This is a genomic window from Streptomyces subrutilus (genome assembly GCF_001746425.1).
Classification (GTDB): domain Bacteria; phylum Actinomycetota; class Actinomycetes; order Streptomycetales; family Streptomycetaceae; genus Streptomyces; species Streptomyces subrutilus_A.
In genome coordinates, this window is the sequence record NZ_MEHK01000001.1 from 3961099 (window position 1) to 3981693 (window position 20595).

17 protein-coding genes and 4 tRNA genes are annotated in these 20595 nt (G+C 70.6%); 13 read left to right on the forward strand and 8 right to left on the reverse strand.

Annotated elements, in window-relative coordinates:
- Positions 1-2: 2 nt before the first annotated feature.
- Positions 3-320, reverse strand: coding sequence for a histone-like nucleoid-structuring protein Lsr2 (locus tag BGK67_RS18860; RefSeq protein WP_069921189.1), 318 nt, complete (start codon positions 318-320; stop codon positions 3-5).
- A gap of 326 nt (positions 321-646) precedes the next feature.
- Here BGK67_RS18860 and purS point away from each other — a divergent pair, with 326 nt between their 5' ends.
- The 8 genes from purS to purM all read left to right on the forward strand — a co-directional run bounded on the left by purS (position 647) and on the right by purM (position 9789).
- A complete protein-coding gene (purS, locus tag BGK67_RS18865) occupies positions 647-892 on the forward strand; it encodes a phosphoribosylformylglycinamidine synthase subunit PurS (protein ID WP_030009438.1) in 246 nt (81 codons plus the stop codon).
- A gap of 2 nt (positions 893-894) precedes the next feature.
- A complete protein-coding gene (gene purQ, locus BGK67_RS18870; protein ID WP_069921190.1) occupies positions 895-1575 on the forward strand; it encodes a phosphoribosylformylglycinamidine synthase subunit PurQ in 681 nt (226 codons plus the stop codon).
- A complete protein-coding gene (purL, locus tag BGK67_RS18875) occupies positions 1572-3845 on the forward strand; it encodes a phosphoribosylformylglycinamidine synthase subunit PurL (RefSeq protein ID WP_069921191.1) in 2274 nt (757 codons plus the stop codon). Before purQ ends, purL begins: the two co-directional genes overlap by 4 nt.
- A 114-nt stretch (positions 3846-3959) precedes the next feature.
- Entirely contained in the window at positions 3960-5237 is a 1278-nt protein-coding gene (locus BGK67_RS36365) for a hypothetical protein (RefSeq protein ID WP_079154266.1), read from the forward strand.
- A gap of 9 nt (positions 5238-5246) precedes the next feature.
- Entirely contained in the window at positions 5247-6038 is a 792-nt protein-coding gene (locus tag BGK67_RS18885; protein ID WP_069921192.1) for a maleylpyruvate isomerase family mycothiol-dependent enzyme, read from the forward strand.
- A gap of 36 nt (positions 6039-6074) precedes the next feature.
- A complete protein-coding gene (locus BGK67_RS18890; protein WP_069921193.1) occupies positions 6075-6869 on the forward strand; it encodes an META domain-containing protein in 795 nt (264 codons plus the stop codon).
- Between the two features lie 230 nt (positions 6870-7099).
- Positions 7100-8617, forward strand: a complete 1518-nt coding sequence (gene purF / locus BGK67_RS18895) for an amidophosphoribosyltransferase (protein WP_069923964.1) — start codon at positions 7100-7102, stop codon at positions 8615-8617.
- Between the two features lie 101 nt (positions 8618-8718).
- On the forward strand, positions 8719-9789 hold the full coding sequence (gene purM, locus BGK67_RS18900) for a phosphoribosylformylglycinamidine cyclo-ligase (protein WP_069921194.1): 1071 nt from the start codon (positions 8719-8721) through the stop codon (positions 9787-9789).
- 84 nt (positions 9790-9873) lie between these two features.
- On the opposite strand, the gene BGK67_RS18905 is transcribed toward purM, so the two are convergent.
- Positions 9874-10134: a DUF3073 domain-containing protein gene (locus BGK67_RS18905; protein WP_069921195.1), complete on the reverse strand. Its 261-nt coding sequence runs from the start codon at positions 10132-10134 to the stop codon at positions 9874-9876.
- Positions 10135-10430: 296 nt separating this feature from the next.
- On the reverse strand, positions 10431-11519 hold the full coding sequence (locus BGK67_RS18910; protein WP_069923965.1) for a Leu/Phe/Val dehydrogenase: 1089 nt from the start codon (positions 11517-11519) through the stop codon (positions 10431-10433).
- A 185-nt stretch (positions 11520-11704) separates the two neighbouring features.
- On the opposite strand from BGK67_RS18910, the gene BGK67_RS18915 reads away from it, so the two are divergent.
- Together BGK67_RS18915 and bldC are read left to right on the forward strand one after the other, a co-directional pair.
- Positions 11705-12559 (forward strand): DUF8083 family protein, encoded by an 855-nt coding sequence (locus BGK67_RS18915; RefSeq protein ID WP_244291254.1) that lies wholly within the window; start codon positions 11705-11707, stop codon positions 12557-12559.
- A gap of 567 nt (positions 12560-13126) precedes the next feature.
- Positions 13127-13333, forward strand: a complete 207-nt coding sequence (gene bldC, locus BGK67_RS18920) for a developmental transcriptional regulator BldC (RefSeq protein WP_003949541.1) — start codon at positions 13127-13129, stop codon at positions 13331-13333.
- A 645-nt stretch (positions 13334-13978) separates the two neighbouring features.
- Here bldC and BGK67_RS18925 read toward each other — a convergent pair.
- Positions 13979-14052: transfer RNA gene (locus BGK67_RS18925), tRNA-Asp, on the reverse strand.
- Positions 14053-14133: 81 nt separating this feature from the next.
- Positions 14134-18057 (reverse strand): ATP-dependent RNA helicase HrpA, encoded by a 3924-nt coding sequence (hrpA, locus tag BGK67_RS18930; protein WP_069921196.1) that lies wholly within the window; start codon positions 18055-18057, stop codon positions 14134-14136.
- Between the two features lie 111 nt (positions 18058-18168).
- Here hrpA and BGK67_RS18935 point away from each other — a divergent pair, with 111 nt between their 5' ends.
- The 3 genes from BGK67_RS18935 to BGK67_RS18945 are packed head-to-tail and all read left to right on the forward strand — an operon-like array spanning position 18169 to position 20204.
- The gene (locus BGK67_RS18935) at positions 18169-18516 is read left to right on the forward strand and encodes a hypothetical protein (protein WP_141754033.1); all 348 of its coding nucleotides are present in this window, start codon (positions 18169-18171) and stop codon (positions 18514-18516) included.
- Positions 18517-18573: 57 nt separating this feature from the next.
- Positions 18574-19356 carry a DsbA family protein gene (locus BGK67_RS18940; protein WP_069921198.1) on the forward strand — a complete coding sequence of 261 codons (783 nt, stop codon included), beginning with the start codon at positions 18574-18576 and terminating at the stop codon, positions 19354-19356.
- On the forward strand, positions 19353-20204 hold the full coding sequence (locus BGK67_RS18945) for a cytochrome c biogenesis CcdA family protein (RefSeq protein ID WP_069921199.1): 852 nt from the start codon (positions 19353-19355) through the stop codon (positions 20202-20204). The genes BGK67_RS18940 and BGK67_RS18945 overlap by 4 nt, the downstream gene beginning before the upstream one ends.
- A gap of 38 nt (positions 20205-20242) precedes the next feature.
- Here the strand turns inward: BGK67_RS18945 and BGK67_RS18950 are convergent.
- The 3 genes from BGK67_RS18950 to BGK67_RS18960 form a co-directional block, all read right to left on the reverse strand.
- A tRNA-Phe gene (locus BGK67_RS18950) sits at positions 20243-20319 on the reverse strand.
- Positions 20320-20341: 22 nt separating this feature from the next.
- A tRNA-Asp gene (locus BGK67_RS18955) sits at positions 20342-20415 on the reverse strand.
- A 38-nt stretch (positions 20416-20453) separates the two neighbouring features.
- Positions 20454-20526 (reverse strand) — tRNA-Glu (locus BGK67_RS18960).
- Positions 20527-20595: the final 69 nt, after the last annotated feature.

Here is a 20595-nt window from a genome sequence, read left to right on the forward strand (position 1 = left end):
TCTCAGTGGGCCGCGTTGTAGGCCTCGTAGATCTTCTTGGGGATGCGGCCGCGGGGCGGCACCTCGTACTGGTTGGACCGCGCCCAGGCCCGGACGACCGCCGGGTCGGGGGCGATGGACGTGTGCTTGAAGGCCTTCCCCGAACGCGACTGGCGGCGGCCGGCGGCCACGAAGGGTGCGAGGCCCTTCCGCAGTTTCTTTGCGTTGGCCGCATTGAGGTCGATCTCGTACGACTTTCCGTCCAGAGCGAACACGACCGTTTCCGCCGCTTCTCCGCCATCGATGTCGTCGGAGAGCGTGACTACTACGCGCTGCGCCACGGATATCGGTCCCTTCGTGCGACCTCGCTCCCTGCTGACGTGGGGCGATGTCGACTGTGTGGATGTTTCGGGGCAATGCATCATTCATCCGGAATCCCGGGTGATTCCTTTGTACCCCGATTCTCATTGCATTGCGAAGCCCAGTTAATTCTCTCCGCGTGTCCCGCCGCAATGCCGGGCGCGTGGTTTTCCGCCGGATTTTGCGAAGCGTTGGTGAAGCCGAAACGGCCCGGTGATCACGCCCCCGAGATATCTACCCGCGTAGAAATTTCGGCCGGGTACGCTGAGGGAACCGCCTTCGCACCAACCACACACGGGAGTGCCCGATGGCACGCGTCGTAGTCGACGTCATGCTCAAGCCCGAGATCCTCGACCCCCAGGGCCAGGCGGTGCAGCGTGCACTGCCGCGCCTGGGCTTCGAGGGAATCGCGGACGTCCGCCAGGGGAAGCGTTTCGAGCTCGAGGTGGAGGGACCGGTCGACCAGGCCGCCCTCGACCGCATCCACAAGATGGCCGAGACCTTCCTCGCCAACACCGTCATCGAAGACTTCACCGTGAAGGTCGAGGCCTGACGGTGACCACTCGCATCGGAGTCGTCACGTTCCCCGGAACGCTCGACGACCGTGACTCACTGCGCGCCATCCGCCTCGCGGGGGCCGAGCCGGTCTCGCTCTGGCACCGCGACAAGGACCTGCACCAGGTCGACGCGGTCGTCCTCGCGGGCGGCTTCTCCTACGGGGACTACCTGCGCGCCGGAGCCATCTCCCGGTTCTCGCCGGTGATGGACACCATCATCGAGCAGGCCAAGGGCGGCATGCCCGTCCTCGGGATCTGCAACGGCTTCCAGGTCCTCACCGAGGCCCACCTGCTGCCGGGGGCGATGCTCCGCAACAACCACCTGCACTTCATCTGCCGCGACCAGAAGCTGCGGGTGGAGAACGCGGAGACCGCGTGGACCGGCGACTACACCGCCGGCCAGGAGGTCTCCGTGCCGCTCAAGAACATGGACGGCCGCTACACCGCCGACGAGCGCACGCTCGACGAACTGGAGGCCGAAGGCCGCGTGGCCTTCCGCTACGTCGACGTGAACCCGAACGGCTCGCTGCGCGACATCGCCGGCATCACCAACGCCGCGGGCAACGTCGTCGGCCTGATGCCGCACCCCGAGCACGCGGTCGAGCCGCTGATCGGAACCGGCGGCACCGACGGCCTCCCGTTCTTCACCTCGGTCCTGAAGAAGCTGGTCAGCGCATGAGCCTCGACACGGTCAAGAACGCCACCGAGACCCCGGACGCGGCGCAGCCCTGGAAGGAACTCGGCCTCAAGGAGGACGAGTACGCCCGCATCCGGGAGATCCTCGGCCGCCGCCCCACGGGCGCCGAGCTCGCCATGTACTCGGTCATGTGGTCCGAGCACTGCTCGTACAAGAGCAGCAAGGTCCACCTGAAGCAGTTCGGCGAGAAGGTCCCGCAGAACGACGCCATGCTCGTCGGCATCGGCGAGAACGCCGGCGTCGTCGACGTCGGCCAGGGCTACGCGGTCACCTTCAAGGTGGAGTCGCACAACCACCCCTCGTACATCGAGCCCTACCAGGGCGCGGCCACCGGCATCGGCGGCATCGTCCGCGACATCCTCGCCATGGGCGCCCGCCCGGTCGCCGTCGTGGACCCGCTGCGCTTCGGCGCGGCCGACCACCCCGACACCAGGCGCGTCCTGCCGGGGGTCGTCGCGGGCATCGGCGGCTACGGCAACTGCCTGGGCCTTGCCAACATCGGCGGCGAGGTCGTCTTCGACGAGTGCTACCAGGGCAACCCGCTGGTCAACGCCGGCTGCATCGGCGTGATGAAGCACGAGGACATCCACCTCGCCAAGGCCTCCGGCCCCGGCAACAAGGTCATCCTCTACGGCGCCCGCACAGGCGGCGACGGCATCGGCGGCGTCTCGGTCCTCGCGTCCGAGACCTTCGACGCTGCGTCTGACAGTGCCGATGGCACGGGCAAGCCCAAGAAGCGCCCCGCCGTCCAGGTCGGCGACCCCTTCCAGGAGAAGCTCCTGATCGAGTGCACCCTGGAGATCTTCAAGGAGAAGCTGGTCGCGGGCATCCAGGACCTCGGCGGCGCCGGGCTCTCCTGCGCCACGAGCGAGCTGGCCTCCGCCGGTTCCGGCGGCATGCGCGTCGAGCTCGACACGGTCCCGCTGCGCGACGCGACGCTCTCGCCCGAGGAAATCCTCATGAGCGAGTCGCAGGAGCGCATGTGCGCGATCGTCGAGCCGCAGTACGTCGAGCGGTTCATGGAGATCTGCGAGAAGTGGGACGTCATCGCCACCGTCATCGGTGAAGTGACCGACGGCGAGCGCCTGGAGATCTTCTGGCACGGCGAGCAGATCGTGGACGTGCCCCCGGGCACCGTCGCCCACGAGGGCCCCGTCTACAACCGCCCCTACGCACGCCCCTCCTGGCAGGACGCGCTCCAGGCGGACGACGCGAACCGGCTGGCGCGCCCGGCCACTTCGGACAAACTGCGCGCGCAGGTCCTGGCCCTGGTCTCCTCCCCGAACCAGGCGTCGAAGTCGTGGGTCACCGACCAGTACGACCGCTTCGTGCAGGGCAACACGGTGCTCGCGCAGCCCGAGGACGCGGGCATGGTCCGCATCGACGAGGAGTCCAACCTCGGCGTGGCCATGTCCACCGACGGCAACGGGCGCTACGCCAAGCTCGACCCGTACGCGGGCGCGCAGCTGGCGCTGGCGGAGTCGTACCGCAACGTCGCGGCGACCGGAGCGAAGCCGCTGGCCATCTCGAACTGCTTGAACTTCGGCTCCCCGGAGGACCCGGACGTGATGTGGCAGTTCGCCGAGGCCACGCGCGGTCTCGCCGACGGCTGCCTGGAGCTGGGCACCCCGGTGACCGGCGGCAACGTCTCGCTCTACAACCAGACCGGTGACGTCGCCATCCACCCGACCCCGGTCGTGGCGGTCCTCGGCGTGATCGACGACGTCAACCGCCGTACGCCGATGGCGTTCTCGGAGGCCGGCCAGCTGCTGTACCTGCTGGGCGACACCGCGGAGGAGTTCGGCGGCTCGGCCTGGTCCCAGGTCGTCCACAACCACCTCGGCGGCCTGCCGCCCAAGGTGGACCTGGGCCGCGAGAAGCTGCTGGGCGAGATCCTGATCTCCGCCTCGCGCGACGGCATGATCGATGCCGCGCACGACCTGTCCGACGGCGGCGTGATCCAGGCGCTCACCGAGTCCTGTCTGCGCGGCGGCAACGGTGCGCGGATCGTGGTCCCGGAGGGCCTGGACGCCTTCACCTTCCTGTTCTCCGAGTCCGCGGGCCGGGCCATCGTGTCCGTCCCGCGCAGCGAGGAGCTCCGCTTCACCGACATGTGCGGTGCGCGCGGCCTGCCGGTCGCCCGTATCGGCGTGGTGGACGGCGAGGAGATCGAGGTCCAGGGCGAGTTCACCCTCCCGCTGACCGAACTGCGCGAGGCCCACGAGGCGACGATCCCCGGCCTGCTGGCCTGATCCGCCCCTCGGCTGCCGAAGGCCCCGCCCACCGTGTGGGCGGGGCCTTCGTGCGTGGGCGGGGGTTGGTACGGTCGGCCGCGTCATCGCGGTCGCACGAGCGGGGGGTCGGGGATGTTCGAGCCACTGGAGCCCACCGGCGGCGGGATGCTGCCGGATCGGGGCCGATGGCGCAATGCGGTCAACCTGCTGCTGTGCACAGCCGGCGCGGGCGGCCTGGTCCTCGGCGGCTGGGCGCTGTACGACACGTACCGGACCCACCAGGACCGTGCCGCCGGCCGGGCGCTGATCACCCGGGCGTGCGCCGGGCTGGTGGACGCCCGGGCGGTCATGGGACTGGACGGCGGCGCCGACCGGGTCGTGCTCGGCGGCAAGGGCCCGAACCCGAGCACGGTCGGCTTCGACGCGCTTCCGAGCCGCTGCGTGCTGCACCGCTTGGAGCACCGCGACGGCCGGGACGTCAGGCTCGGCCAGTTCACCCTCACCCTGGAGGCGCTGCCCCAGGAGCGGGCCCTGCACACGGTCGAGGACTCCCGGGAGGAACCCTTCGCCACCCTGCGGCTCGGTGCGCGGGACGACATGACCGCGCGGACCAGGACCCCCGGCCGGCTGCCGCTCGGGGACGGCCGGCTCGGCGACTACGGCCCCGCCGACGTCACGGTCGTGGCCCGGTGCGAGCAGCCGGCCAAGGGCGGTATGACCAGCCTCGTCGTCACCGCCGCCGCCCCGAGCACCGGTCACGAGGCCGGCGACCGCCCGGGGCTGGCCCGCCTCGCACGGCAGGCCGCCGAGGGCGCCGCCGCGAAGTTGGGCTGCCGCACCCGGCTGCCCGGACTCCCCGAGCGGCTGCCCGCTCCCGTCGCCGGACTCGGACCGGTGGGCGAACGGTCGGACAGCTGCGACTGGTACGCCGCCCACGTGCGGACGGCGGACAGCGGCAGGCTGCCCGACCGGGCCGCCGGAGTGCCCCTCGCGGGCGCCGCCCGCGAGGAGAGCTGCCTGCTCGCGGTGGGCCGCGAGGCCACCGAGCGCATCTTCCCCACGCTGAGCCCGGACGAGCGGGCCCGCCTGGACCTGGACGGGATCCTGCGGATCTCACCGTGGTGGGTCCGGACCCGCACGTACGTCGGCGACGACGCGGCCGCGGTGGCGGTCGAAGTCCGTGGCACGCGCAGTCCGGACCCGGTGATCCCCGGCAGGGCGGGCCGCCTCGGCGACGTGCTCTACGGCTCGATGACCTGCGAAGGGCGGCCGGCCACCCTGACGATGACCGTCCCGTACCGCTACCGGTCCGTCCTCGGCCCGCGCCTCGACGAGCTGTTCAAGGCCTACGCCGCCGACGCCGCGACGCGGCGCGGCTGCACCGGACCGGTGCTGCCCGCGGCCCAGTAGGGTCAGGTCATGCCGCCCGCCAAGAAGAAGCCGCGCGCCTACGACCCCGCCAAGATCCGTGCGGCCGTCACCGCACAGTTCGGGCATGTCGCCCGGGGCGTGCGCGAGTTGGGGCCCGAGCAGCTCGCGAGGCCCAGCGGGCTCGGGGAGTGGACCGTCGCCGACCTCGCCGCTCACGTCGCGTGGATCGCGGACTCGCTGGCCGCCGGCCTCGCGCGGCCGCCCGCCGCCGTCCCCGAACTGACCGCCGTCGAATGGCCCTTCGCCACCGCCTCCCTCGCCGGGAAGATCTCCGAGGCCGCCCGCGAGACCCTCGCCGGAGCCCCGCTCCCCGAGCTGTACGAGCGGGCGGCCGCCGGCATGGCCCGGGCGCTGGAGGCCAACACCGGCGCGCGGGTGCTGAACCTGTGGATCGGCGACATGACCCTCGCCGACTTCCTGGTCACCCGGACCGTGGAGCTGGTGGTCCACACCGACGACCTGAACCGGGCCGCCGGGGCGGACATCCCCATCGAGCGCCAGGCCCTGGCCGCCTGCACCCGGCTGCTCGCCGACGCCCTCGCCCTCAAGGCCCCGGGCGGCTCGGTCGAGGTGCGGATCCCGCCCTTCGCGGTCGTCCAGTGCATCGAGGGCCCCCGCCACACCCGCGGCACCCCGCCCAACGTGGTGGAGACCGACCCGCTGACCTGGATCCGGCTCGCGACGGGCCGTACGGACTGGGCCGCGGCCCGAGACGAGGCGCAGGTCAGGGCCAGCGGCGAGCGGGCCGACCTGTCCGCGCTGCTCCCCCTGATGAGCTGAGCGGAACCGTCCGGGCGCCTCGTCCGTCCCATCGGCATGCGTACCCTCAGGCACCTTCCGACCGGCCTGGCCCTCGTCCTCGCGCTCTCCGCGTGCGCCCAGTCCGAGGACAGCGGGAGCGGCCCGCTCCCCGAACCCCAGGGCTCCTGGGCCGTTGAGTCCCTCACCACCGGCGGCCGTACCCTGCACGCGCCGGCCGTCGCCCGCGTCGAGCTGGGGCCGGACAAGGCCACGGGCAACTACGGCTGCAACGGCTTCACGGCGAAGGCCGTCTTCGAAGGCACCTCCGCCGTGACCGTGACCCCCGGCGCGAGCACCACCATGGCCTGCGAGAACCAGGAGTTCGAGATCGCGTTCGCCAAGCTCTTCAAGGGCCGGCTGACCATCGACCGGGGCCCCGACCGGCTCACCCTGAAGACCCCCGACGGAAGCACCATCGCCCTGACCTCGCAGCCCGCGGCACCGGACGCCCCGCTCGCCACGACCGAGTGGAGCGTCGACTCGCTCGTCGACGGCGCGACCGTGTCCTCCGTCCCCGCCGAGGCGGCCGGCAAGGCGAGGTTCACCCTGACCCCCGACGGCGCGGCGAGCGGCGGCCTCGGCTGCAACCGGTTCACCGCCAAGGCCACCGTCGACGGCTCCTCGGTCACCTTCGGGCCGCTCAGCGCGACCCGGATGGCCTGCGAGGGCCCGGCCGGCGAGGTGGAGCGGAGCCTGACCGCGCTGCTCGGCAGCGGCCCGCTCACCTGGAAGATCCAGGGCCAGAACCTGACCCTGACCGCCCCCGACGGCAAGGGCCTCACCGCCAAGGGAGCCACGGCGGCCGAATGACCCCCGTGCGCCGCCCCGTCGGAGGGTGCGCTACGTGCCGGCGCCCGAGGTGGGTGACGATGCGGTCACCGAGAGGCTCATGCGGCGAGAGCCTGTACGAATGCCCATACGGCTGTGAAACAAAGGAAATCCGGATACCGCGACGGAGCGGCCCGGTCACCCTCTGTGCTGTGACATTTCCCAGGCATCCCGAATTCGGACCAGTGGTCGACCTCGCCTACACTCGTAGTGTGCCTCGTGGTGATGGACGACTCAACCACGACCTTCTCCCCGGCGAGAAAGGCCCCCAGGACGCTTGCGGCGTCTTCGGTGTCTGGGCTCCGGGTGAAGAGGTCGCCAAGCTCACCTACTTCGGACTGTATGCACTGCAGCACCGCGGACAAGAGTCCGCGGGAATCGCTGTGAGCAACGGTTCCCAGATCCTCGTCTTCAAGGACATGGGCCTCGTTTCCCAGGTCTTCGACGAAACCTCTCTCGGCTCGCTCCAAGGTCATATCGCGGTCGGTCACGCCCGCTACTCGACCACCGGAGCCTCCGTCTGGGAGAACGCGCAGCCCACCTTCCGCGCGACCGCCCACGGCTCCATCGCCCTGGGTCACAACGGCAACCTGGTGAACACCGCCGAGCTCGCCGAGATGGTCGCGGACCTCCCCCGTCAGGACGGCCGTGCCACCCAGGTGGCCGCCACCAACGACACCGACCTGGTCACCGCCCTGCTCGCGGGGCAGACCGACGAGGACGGCAAGCCCCTGACGATCGAGGAGTCGGCCACCAAGGTCCTCCCCAAGGTCAAGGGCGCCTTCTCCCTCGTCTTCATGGACGAGGGGACCCTCTACACCGCCCGTGACCCGCAGGGCATCCGCCCGCTGGTCCTCGGCCGCCTGGAGCGCGGCTGGGTGGTCGCGAGCGAGACCGCCGCCCTCGACATCTGCGGCGCCAGCTTCGTCCGAGAGGTCGAGCCGGGCGAGCTCATCGCGATCGACGAGAACGGCCTGCGCACCTCCCGATTCGCGGAAGCGAAGCCCAAGGGCTGTGTCTTCGAGTACGTCTACCTGGCGCGCCCGGACACCGACATCGCCGGCCGGAACGTCTACCTCTCGCGTGTCGAGATGGGCCGCCGCCTGGCCAAGGAAGCCCCGGTCGACGCCGACCTGGTCATAGCGACGCCGGAGTCGGGCACGCCCGCCGCCGTCGGCTACGCGGAGGCCAGCGGGATCCCGTACGGCTCAGGCCTGGTCAAGAACGCCTACGTCGGCCGGACCTTCATCCAGCCCTCGCAGACGATCCGCCAGCTCGGCATCCGCCTGAAGCTCAACCCGCTCAAGGAAGTCATCCGGGGCAAGCGCCTGGTGGTCGTCGACGACTCGATCGTCCGCGGCAACACCCAGCGCGCCCTGGTCAAGATGCTCCGCGAGGCCGGCGCGGCCGAGGTCCACATCCGGATCTCCTCGCCGCCGGTGAAGTGGCCGTGCTTCTTCGGCATCGACTTCGCCACCCGGGCCGAGCTGATCGCCAACGGCATGACGGTCGACGAGATCGCCACGTCCCTGGGCGCGGACTCGCTCTCGTACATCTCGCTCGACTCGATGATCGAGGCGACGACCATCCAGAAGCCCAACCTCTGCCGTGCCTGCTTCGACGGCGAGTACCCGATGGAGCTGCCCGACCCGCAGCTCCTGGGCAAGCAGCTCCTGGAGTCCGAGCTCGCGGGCGGCACGGACGCCGCCGACGCGCTGCGTCGTCCGTAACCTTCGCTCCACCTGCGCCGGGCCCTGTCTTTCAGGCCAGAAATCACGCGGTCCCAGGGCCCGGCACCGACAGCAGTAACGACACGAAAGCTCTCCCTGTCATGACAGAGAAGACCACCGGTGCCAGCTACGCAGCCGCAGGCGTGGACATCGAAGCGGGAGACCGCGCCGTCGAGCTGATGAAGGAGTGGGTGAAGAAGACCCAGCGCCCCGAGGTGCTCGGCGGCCTCGGCGGTTTCGCCGGCCTCTTCGACGCCTCCGCCCTCAAGCGCTACGAGCGCCCGCTGCTCGCCTCCGCCACCGACGGGGTCGGCACCAAGGTCGACATCGCCCGCCGGCTCGGCGTGTACGACACGATCGGCCACGACCTGGTCGCGATGGTCATGGACGACATCGTCGTCTGCGGCGCGGAGCCGCTCTTCATGACCGACTACATCTGTGTCGGCAAGGTGCATCCCGAGCGTGTCGCGGCCATCGTCAAGGGCATCGCCGAGGGCTGCGTCCTCGCCGGCTGCGCCCTGGTCGGCGGCGAGACCGCCGAGCACCCGGGCCTGCTGGGCCCGGACGACTTCGACGTGGCGGGCGCGGGTACCGGTGTCGTCGAGTACGACCGGCTGCTCGGCGCGGATCGCATCCGTAAGGGTGACGCCGTCATCGCGATGGCTTCGTCCGGCCTTCACTCGAACGGGTACTCGCTGGTCCGGCACGTCCTCCTCGACCGGGCCGGGATGTCCCTGGAGCAGGAGATCGAGGAGCTCGGCCGCACCCTCGGCGAGGAGCTCCTGGAGCCCACCAAGATCTACTCGCTCGACTGCCTGGCACTCACCCGGACGGCCGAGGTGCACGCCTTCTCGCACATCACCGGCGGCGGCCTGGCGGCGAACCTGGCCCGGGTCGTCCCGGACCACCTGCACGCCGCGGTCGACCGTTCGACCTGGGCCCCCGGCGCCATCTTCGACCTGGTCGGCAAGGCCGGGCAGGTCGAGCGCCTGGAACTGGAGAAGACGCTGAACATGGGCGTCGGCATGATGGCGGTCGTGCCCGCAGAGTCGGTGGACGTGGCCCTGACGGCGCTGGCCGACCGGGGCGTCGACTCCTGGGTCGCCGGTGAGATCGTCGAGCGCGGCGACCACACCGAGGGATCGACCCTGACCGGGTCCTACGCGAGCTGAGCAGCACTGAAACCCGGCCCGGGGCGATGCCCTGGACCGGGTTTCAGTCTGTGCCGTTGTCGTGCAGACGCTCTCGAGAAAGCGTCAAGCGCCGCGACGCTGTGCCGACGGACCGGACTCTTCGTCCTCGTCGTCGTCATCGCTGTTGTAGAGATCCGCGTACTTGGCGTACGGGTCGTCGTCGTCCAGATCGTCATCGACTTCGACCGGCTCGCTGATCTGCAGCGGCTCTGTCGGCGATGCGCCCAGCTCATTGGCCAGACGCGAGAGGTCAGTCCCGCCGCTGTTGTACTTCAGCTGGCGGGCGACCTTTGTCTGCTTGGCCTTGGCCCGGCCGCGCCCCATGGCTCGACCCCCTCGGTGACGGGGCTCGACGGCCCCAGAGTCTGACACGCGTTCATGGTTCGGAGCGGGCTCTCCGTGGAGAGACCGTCCGTAGGGGTTTAACGGTACCTGCTTCCGCGGCCATACGGTACGCCGCCCGCATGACGCGCCCCGGTGCAGTACCAACAAGGCGCCCCGTCCTCGCTGGTCAACCGCGATTTTAACGCTTTCCTGGGCCGCGACCCGCCGAAGTGCAGTGAGTTCTGTCTCCCCGCACCCCGGCGGGCGCACCCAAGTGGCCCGGGAAGGGGCTCCGGCTAGCGGGCGGAGCGGGCGTCCGCCATGCGCTGCTCGGCGATCCGGTCCGCCGCCGCCGCCGGCGGGATACCGTCCGTCTTCGCGCGAGCAAAGATCTCCAGGGTGGTGTCGAAGATCTTCGTGGCCTTGGCCTTGCAGCGGTCGAAGTCGAAGCCGACCAGCTCGTCGGCGACCTGGATCACGCCGCCCGCGTTGACCACGTAGTCCGGGGCGTAGAGGATCCCGCGGTCCTGCAGGTCCTTCTCGATGCCGGGGTGGGCGAGCTGGTTGTTGGCCGCGCCGCAGACGATCTTGGCGGTGAGGGCCGGCACGGTGTCGTCGTCCAGTGCGCCGCCGAGCGCGCAGGGGGCGTAGATGTCCAGGCCCTCCACGCGGATCAGCGCGTCCGTGTCGGCGACCGCGGTGACCTTGCCCGGGTGCCTGTCGAGGATCCGGCTCACGGACTCCTCGCGCACGTCCGTGATCACGACCTCGGCGCCGTCCGCCAGCAGGTGCTCGACCAGGTAGTGGCCGACCTTGCCGACGCCGGCCACGCCGACCTTGCGGCCGCGCAGGGTCGGGTCGCCCCACAGGTGCTGGGCGCTGGCGCGCATGCCCTGGAAGACACCGAAGGCGGTGAGCACCGAGGAGTCGCCCGCGCCGCCGTTCTCGGGGGAGCGGCCGGTCGCCCAGCGGGTCTCGCGGGCCACGACGTCCATGTCCGCCACGTACGTGCCGACGTCGCAGGCCGTCACGTAGCGGCCGCCGAGGGAGTCCACGAACCGGCCGTAGGCCAGCAGCAGTTCCTCGCTCTTGAGGACGTCGGGGTCGCCGATGATCACGGCCTTGCCGCCGCCGAGGTCGAGGCCGGCGAGGGCGTTCTTGTACGACATGCCGCGCGCGAGGTTCAGCGCGTCGAGGACGGCCTCCTCGTCCGAGGCGTACGCGTGGAAGCGCGTGCCGCCGAGGGCGGGGCCCAGTGCGGTGGAGTGGATCGCGATGACGGCCTTCAGGCCAGTGGCTCGGTCCTGGCACAGCACGACTTGCTCGTGGCCGCCCTGCTCCGTACGGAACAGGGTGTGCAGGACGCCGTCGGTCATTTCGGTCACGGTGGTGACTCCCATGGGAGAGGTGCGGCGCGGAAATGACGCCCGCCCTGCGGGTGGGGGAGGGCGTGCTGGGAGCAGCGTAAGACCTGCGGAGGGTACGGGGGCCGCCCGTCCGAGGATCGGAACACTCCCGTGTCACTGGCGCGCCGGAGGTAGCGGAGCCGCAAAAAGGGGAGTACGAGAGCGTGAGCGAATCCCCCGAACCCCTGCTGCCGTCCGCGCGCTCGGCGCCGGCCGTCCCGTACGCCTCCTACCTGCGCGTCTACGAGCCCCTGGCGGCCTTCCCGGAGCCGGAGCGGGCGCACTGGGCCGACTACGCCCGGCGCGGGACAGCCCCGACCGCCCAGGACGAACTGCGCCGGTCGCTCGCCGACTTGGTGCGGGTGCCTCTGGTGGGGGTGCCGGCCCACGAGAGCACGGACGCCTTCACGGCGGAGGTCGACGGGGTGCTGCTGGTCTGCCCGTGGCGGACCCGGCTGCGCGGCTGGCTGGCGCTCGAGGAGCTGGTCGAGTGGTTCCCGCCGTCGGTGCTCGACGCGGCGCTCCCGCCGCCGGTGCGCCGGCGGGCGGCCGAGGAGTACGAGCGCTGGCGCGAGCGGAACCCGGACGCCCGCCCGTGGATCCGTACGGGGGTGTGGCAGGTCCCGCTGCGCTGGTTCGTGCTGGTGGCGGACCAGGAGCGGGAGTACGTGCCGGGCGAGCGGCTGCGCTACCGGACGCCGATGGTGCAGGCGCGGCGGCGCCTGGCGCGCGCCCTGCGGACCCTGCGGGCGGCGGAGGGGTACGGGTTGCTCGCCGAGGGCCTGGTGGAGGTGGGGAGCTGGCTGGAGGAGTTCCACCCGCGCTCGATGGTCGAACTGGACTACGGAGGGCTGCTGCACGCGCTCCCGGCGGACCGGCTGGCGGCGGACCGCTCGGCCGGCGACCTGGCGGAGGGGATCGCGGCCCTGCGGGCGGGGGACGAGGAGGGGGCGGCCGAGGTCTACGAGGAGCTCGCGGAACGGTGGAGGGCGGTTCGGGAGAGACTGTTCGCGAATTAGTTTCCGGGGGCTCGGCGGGCTCGGATCCGGCTCCGGAGCACCCGTACGTACCCCCGCGTATCGGTCTTTCGGCCATAACTGGCTGATCAGGGGCTTGATCCGCCCTTTAAGGACGTTGTACCAGGACCTACGTCCCGATACGGGCCATTGGCCCAAGCGTGACGGACCGCACTAACCACACCCTTGCGCCCTTCCCCTACCCTCGTGCCAAAATAGGACAAGGAGTCCGGGGAGGGTTCCTTCCGTCCAAGTAAGGGCGGAATGCTCGGCATTGCGCTCTACGGGGGGTCTGACGACTCCTGATCGCTCTGTGACTGATCGTCACAGTGAGGTGACTGTCCGTTATGGGACGGTCCATCGGCTTCCGCCGCTGATGAACACCTCGGAGGGCAATTCCGTCGGTTTGGCCCTTGGGGCTGGACGGATGGTGTAGTTGTAGTGCCGAGGACAAGCCGTTCGTCCTATAACCGACTCGGCCCGCGTATGTCCATTTCGGGCAACGCGGGCCAAGGTGCAGAATTTAGAGGAAAGAACCGAGATGGTTCGGTTCTCCCGAGGAGGCCGCTCATGACCGCTCGCACCCCTGATGCCGAGCCGCTGCTGACCCCGGCTGAGGTTGCCACGATGTTTCGCGTGGACCCGAAGACGGTCACCCGCTGGGCCAAGGCTGGCAAGCTCACGTCCATCCGCACCCTGGGTGGACACCGCCGTTACCGCGAGGCCGAGGTTCGCGCACTGCTCGCGGGAATTCCGCAGCAGCGCAGCGAGGCCTGAGGTCGCGCAAGCACCCCTGCTTTAACGGGTTCGTATCGGGTCCCCCAATCCGATGAAACCCACATGGCTTCATACGACTGAGCCTGCCCCAACAGGTTCACCAGTCGTCGATCGCGCTGGACTCCGCCGGGTCCAGCGCGATCTTTTTTATGCCCGGACCGGGCAGGTGTCGAGCTGGTGTGCGGTGGCCGGCGGGGTGGGGTGCCATTGCACATATTAAATCGAGCAGGTGTATGCGTGCGATAAACGTACACATCTCAAAAACTCATACGGTGACTCCCGTCACAGATGATCACTCTTGTATGCACGGGAATGCACCCCGTAAGGGGGGTGCCCGGCCGGAGCGCCTCATACGAACGGGGGATTCTCGCGGGTGGGGCTGTCGGCGCGGGAGGGGCGCAGCGCGCCGGACCGCGGTGCGGCGTGGCGGAGCGGGGCTTTGCGGCGGCCGGGACCGCCCTGGACGCCGGAACGGGCCCCCGAAGGGCCTGGCGGCGCGGGAAGGCCGCGTGCGGCGCCGGCGGACGGCCACGGTGAGCCCCGGCGGTCCCAGGAGCACAGGAGCCCCCAAGGCCATCCGCGCCCTTCCCCGCCAACGCGTCAGGGCCCGCATCCCCTGAGGGGATGCGGGCCCTGACGTTTCTGCGAACCTGACGGGACTTGAACCCGCGACCTCCACCTTGACAGGGTGGCGAGCTAACCAACTGCTCCACAGGTCCTTGATTTGCGGCCGCTCGGCGGCTGCGAATCAGACTGTACCGCAGCTCAGGGGGTGCAGTCGAACCGGACCACGCGGCCGGTCACGGAGCGGCCGCGTCCACGGCCTTCACGATCCGCTTGTCGGAGATCGGGTACGCCGTCCCGAGGGCGTGCGCGAAGTAGCTGACGCGCAGTTCCTCGATCATCCAGCGGATGTCGGTGACCGCCGCCGGCACGGGCCGGCCCTTGGGCATCTGCTCCAGCAGCCACGCGTACTCGTCCTGCATCTCGTGCACCTTCTCCATGCGCGTGGTGTCGCGCTGGACGCCCGTGGGCATCTGCTGGAGCCGCCGGTCCACCGCCACCAGGTAGCGCATGAGGTCGGGCAGCCTGCGCAGCCCGGCCAGCGTCACGAAGCCGGCCGGCATGAGGGCCGCCAGCTGCGTCTTCACGTCCTGGAGGTTGGCGGCCAGCGCGAGGCTGCTGTTGGCCTTCAGCCGGCGCTCGCACGCCTGCCAGGCGGCCAGCACCTGCTGGACCTGCCCGATCGTGCGCACGGTCGTGTCCACCAGGTCGGCGCGGACGGCCTCGTAGAGCCCCCGGAAGCCGGCCTCGTCCCACGCGGGGCCGCCGTGGTCGGCGATCAGCCGGTCGGCCGCCGCGGTCGCGCAGTCGTCGAACAGTGCCTGGATGGAGCCGTGCGGGTTCCTGGACAGGGCCAGCTTCTGCTGGTTCGTCAGGTGGTCCGAGGCGAACTTCGCCGGATTGACCGGGATGTTCAGCAGGATGAGGCGCCGGGTGCCCAGCCACATCGCCTGCTGCTGCTCGGCCTCGGTGTCGAAGAGCCGTACGGAGACGGTCGCGCCCTCGTCCACCAGCGCCGGGTACGCCTTCACCGGCTGGCCGGCCCGCCGGGTCTCGAAGACCTTCGTCAGCGTCCCGATGGTCCAGTCGGTCAGCCCGGTCCGCTCCACCGACTCCCCGCCCGCCCGCTCGGCGGTGGCCGCGGCGGCCTGGGAGAGGGCCTGGCGGGCCTTCGGCTTCAGCCGCAGCCGCAGCGCCTCCAGGTCCTTGTCCTCGGCGAGGTTCTTGCGGCGCTCGTCGACGATCCGGAAGGTGATCTTGAGGTGGTCCGGGATCCGGCTGAGGTCGAAGTCCTCGGCCGAGACCGGAACCCCGACCATGCGCTGGAGTTCGCGGGCCAGCGTGACCGGCAGCGGCTCCTGCAGGGGCACCGCCGTGTCCAGGAAGCGGCCGGCGAAGTTGGGCGCCGGGACGTAGTGGCGGCGGATCGGCTTGGGCAGCGACCGGATCAGCTCCGTGACGACTTCCTCCCGCAGACCCGGGATCTGCCAGTCGAAGCCCTCGTCGGTGACCTGGTTCAGCACCTGGAGCGGAATGTGCACGGTGACACCGTCCGCGTCCGCGCCCGGCTCGAACTGGTAGGTCACCCGGAACTTCAGCTGCCCCTGCCGCCAGGTGTCCGGGTAGTCGGCCTTGGTGACCCCGGCCGCCTTCTCGGTGAGCAGCATCTCCCGCTCGAAGTCGAGGAGTTCGGGCTCCTCGCGCTTCTTGTGCTTCCACCAGGAGTCGAAGTGCGCCCCGGAGACCACGTGCGCCGGGATCTTCTGGTCGTAGAAGTCGAAGAGGGTCTCGTCGTCCACCACGATGTCGCGGCGCCGGGCCCGGTTCTCCAGCTCCTCCACCTCGGTGAGGAGCTTGCGGTTGTCCGCGTAGAACTTGTGGTGGGTCCGCCAGTCGCCCTCGACCAGCGCGTTGCGGATGAACAGCTCGCGCGAGACCTCGGGGTCGATCCGGCCGTAGTTGATCTTCCGCTGCGCCACGATCGGCACGCCGTACAGCGTGACCTTCTCGTAGGCCATCACGGCCGCCTGGTCCTTCTCCCAGTGCGGCTCGCTGTACGTGCGCTTGATCAGGTGCTGGGCGAGGGGCTCGACCCACTCGGCCTCCACCTTGGCGTTGACCCGGGCCCACAGCCGCGAGGTCTCCACCAGCTCCGCCGACATCAGGAACTTCGGCTGCTTCTTGAAGAGCGCCGAGCCCGGGAAGATCGCGAACTTGGCGGACCGGGCCCCCAGGTACTCGTTCTTGTCGGTGTCCTTGAGCCCGATGTGCGAGAGCAGGCCGGCCAGCAGGGAGATGTGGATGCTCGTCTCGGGCGCGTCGGCCTCGTTGACGTGGATCCCCATGGTCTTGGCGACCGTGCGCAGCTGCGAGTAGATGTCCTGCCACTCGCGGATCCGCAGGAAGTTCAGGTACTCCTGCTTGCACATCCGGCGGAAGGAGGACGAGCCGCGCTCCTTCTGCTGCTCGCGCACGTAGCGCCACATGTTCAGGAACGAGAGGAAGTCGCTGGTCTCGTCCTTGAAGCGGGCGTGGTTCTGGTCGGCCTGGGTCTGCTTGTCCGAGGGCCGCTCGCGCGGGTCCTGGATGGACAGGGCCGCCGCGATGACCATGACCTCGCGGACGCAGTTGTTCTTGTCCGCCTCCACGACCATGCGGGCCAGGCGCGGGTCCACGGGCAGCTGGGAGAGCTGGCGGCCCATCTGCGTGAGCCGCTTCTTCGGATCCTTCTCCGCCGGGTCGAGGGCCCCGAGCTCCTGGAGCAGCTGCACGCCGTCGCGGATGTTGCGGTGGTCCGGCGGGTCGAGGAAGGGGAACTTCTCGATCTCGCCCAGCCCCGCGGCGGTCATCTGGAGGATGACGGAGGCCAGGTTGGTGCGCAGGATCTCCGCGTCCGTGAACTCCGGCCGGGCGTTGAAGTCGTCCTCGGAGTAGAGCCGGATGCAGATGCCGTCGCTGGTGCGGCCGCAGCGGCCCTTGCGCTGGTTGGCGCTGGCCTGCGAGATCCGCTCGATGGGCAGGCGCTGCACCTTGGTGCGGTGGCTGTAGCGGGAGATCCGGGCGGTGCCCGGGTCGATCACGTACTTGATGCCCGGGACGGTCAGGGAGGTCTCGGCGACGTTGGTGGCGAGGACGATCCGGCGGCCCGTGTGCTGCTGGAAGACCCGGTGCTGCTCGGCGTGCGAGAGCCGCGCGTAGAGGGGGAGGACCTCTGTGAAGCGCAGATTCCGCTTGTTCAGCGCGTCCGCCGTGTCGCGGATCTCGCGCTCTCCGGAGAGGAAGACCAGGATGTCGCCCGCGCCCTCGGCCTGGAGCTCGTCCACGGCCTCGCAGATCGCGGTGATCTGGTCCCGGTCGCTCTCCTCGGAGTCCTCTTCCAGGAGCGGCCGGTAGCGGACCTCCACCGGATACGTCCGCCCGCTGACCTCGACGATCGGCGCGTCCCCGAAGTGCCGGGAGAACCGCTCCGGGTCGATGGTGGCGGAGGTGACGACCACCTTGAGGTCGGGGCGCTTGGGCAGCAGCGTGGCCAGGTAGCCGAGCAGGAAGTCGATGTTCAGCGACCGCTCGTGGGCCTCGTCGATGATGATCGTGTCGTACGCGCGCAGCTCGCGGTCCGTCTGGATCTCGGCGAGCAGGATGCCGTCCGTCATCAGCTTCACGAAGGTCGCGTCCGGGTCCACCTGGTCGGTGAAGCGGACCTTCCAGCCGACCGTCTGGCCGATCTCGGACTTCAGCTCCTCGGCGATGCGCTCCGCGACCGTGCGGGCGGCGATCCGGCGGGGCTGGGTGTGCCCGATCATGCCCCGGACGCCGCGGCCCAGCTCCATGCAGATCTTGGGGATCTGCGTGGTCTTGCCGGAGCCGGTCTCGCCCGCGACGATCACGACCTGGTGGTCGCGTATCGCCTCGGCGATCTCGTCCTTCTTCTGGCTGACGGGCAGGTTCTCGGGATAGGTGATCTCGGGCATCCGCGAGGCACGGCCGGACAGTCGCCCGGCGGCCTTCGCGGCCTCCGCGGCGATCTCGTCGAGCACGGCCTGCCTGGCCTCGGGCTTGCGGATACGGCGGGCGCCCTCGAGGCGACGGCCTAGGCGGTGCGCGTCGCGGAGGGAGATCTCACCGAGAAGCGTCTGCAGGGCGGCGAAGGAAGTAGACATACCTGGTCGAGGATCTCACCCGGGGCCGCCGGGTGGCGAACGCATTTGTGGGGCGGACCCGTACCATTTCGGGACGAGTCCCCCGGCCGTACGAGTGAGAGGCAGCCCACCTTGTCCCGCCGCAGCCGTGTGTGGTGCCTGCTCGGCGCCGTACTGGCCCTGCTGGTGGGCTGTGCGCTGCCGGCCGCCGCGGCCCCGTGGGCCCCGCCGCCGGCCCACGGGGCCGCGGCGGCCTCCGAGGGCGGAGGCCCGTCCTGCGCTCCCGGGCCCGGGGACCACGGCCGCCCGCCCGCCGTTCCGAACCGCGCCGCGGACCCGTCCCACGCCCACGTCCCGGCCGCCGGGCGGCTCTCGGCGGGCCGGGCCGGGGACTGCCGGGCGATACCCGTACGGGTCCTCGTACGCGGGCCCGGCCAGCCGGCGCCCGGCCCGGTGGAGCTGTCCGTGATGCGGGTCTAGGAGGGCCGGTCAGCATCCCACCGGTCCGCCTCACCATCCCGCAGCCCTGGAGCACGCATGTCCACCCCCACGTCCGGCAAGCCGGCCGACACCAGCCAGACCCGCAAGCCGGGCAAGCCCGGCAGGCCCGGCCGGAAGTCCGGCAAGCCCCTGCACATCGCCGCCGGGGTCGCCCTCGCCGCGCTCACCCTCGGCCTCGTCTCGTGGCAGGCCTCCACCGCCTCCACCGACCGGCCCACCGCCGGCTCCGGCGCCTCCGCGGCGCCCCGGACCGACCCGGCCGCCGAGCTGAAGGCGCTGGCCCGCCGCGAGCCCGGCGACAAACTCGCCGTCGGCCGCGCCGACGCCCCCGTGGTGCTGATCGAGTACTCCGACTTCAAGTGCGGCTACTGCGCCAAGTTCGCCCGGGACACCGAGCCCGAGCTGGTCCGGAAGTACGTGGAGGACGGCACCCTGCGCATCGAGTGGCGCAACTTCCCGATCTTCGGCGCCGACTCCGAGGCCGCCGCCAAGGCCGCCTGGGCCGCCGGGCAACAGGACCGCTTCGCCGCCTTCCACGCGGCCGCCTACGCCGACGGCGCCAAGGAGAAGGGCTTCGGCGAGGCCCGCCTCGTGGAGCTGGCCGAGCAGGCGGGCGTCCCCGACCTGGAGCGCTTCCAGAAGGACCTGGCCGGCGAACAGGCCGCGGCGGCCCTGAAGAAGGACCAGGACGAGGGCTACCGGATCGGGGTGACCTCCACCCCGTCGTTCCTGGTCAACGGGCAGCCGATCGCGGGCGCCCAGCCCCTCGGCGCCTTCACCGCCGCCATCGCCAAGGCGAAGGCGGCGGCCCGCCCGTGAACGGCATCGGATACCTGGCCGCCCTGCTGGGCGGCCTCCTCGCGCTGCTCAGCCCGTGCAGCGCGCTGCTGCTGCCCGCCTTCTTCGCGTACTCGATCGACTCCACGTCCCGGCTGCTGGCGCGCACCGGGATCTTCTACGCGGGCCTCGCGACCACGCTCGTACCGCTGGGGGCGGCCGGCTCGTACGCCGGACGGTTCTTCCACGGCAACCGCGACGCGCTCGTCCTCGCCGGCGGCTGGCTGATCATCGCGCTCGGGCTGGCCCAGATCCTCGGGCTGGGCTTCGCCTCGAAGCGCGCCTCCGAGCTGTCGGGGCGGATCCGGCCGACGACGGCGCTGTCGGTGTACGCGCTGGGGGCGGTCTACGGGCTGGCCGGATTCTGCGCGGGTCCGATCCTGGGCAGCGTCCTGACCGTGGCGGCGGTCAGCGGCAGCCCGGTCTACGGGGGCCTGCTGCTGGCCGTCTACGCCCTGGGGATGGCCGTACCGCTGTTCCTGCTGGCGCTGCTGTGGGAGCGGTTCGACCTGGGCCGGCGGCGCTGGCTGCGCGGTCGGGCCGTCTCGCTGGGCCGCTTCGAGCTGCACACCACCTCGCTGCTGTCCGGGCTGTTCTTCATCGCCCTGGGCGCCATGTTCCTGGTCTTCGACGGAGCGAGCGCGCTGCCCGGGCTGCTGGACGTGGACGACTCGTTCGCGGTGGAGGCGTGGGTCCGGTCGGTGGCGGACGGGGTCCCGGACTGGGCGCTGCTCGGCCTGGTCGCGGCGGGGGCGGCGGCCGTCGGGGTGGCGCGGTGGCGCTGCGGGACCCGTACGGACGAGGCGGCGGAGACTGCGGGGGCGGAGTAACCACAGAAGGCCCCGTCCGATGGACGGGGCCTTCTGGATGGTGGCTGGGGCCGGGGTCGAACCGGCGACCTATCGCTTTTCAGGCGATCGCTCGTACCAACTGAGCTACCCAGCCACGAAGCCGTTTCCGGCTTCAGCGATCCTGACGGGACTTGAACCCGCGACCTCCACCTTGACAGGGTGGCGAGCTAACCAACTGCTCCACAGGACCTTGCAGTGTGCGAGACAAGTCTTGCACACGGTAATGCGTACCCCCAACGGGATTCGAACCCGTGCTACCGCCTTGAAAGGGCGGCGTCCTGGGCCACTAGACGATGAGGGCTAAAGGCCCGCCGGGCACTTTCCAGCGCGTCGGGGACGTGAGAAGCATATGGGATCCGGGGAGCTATCG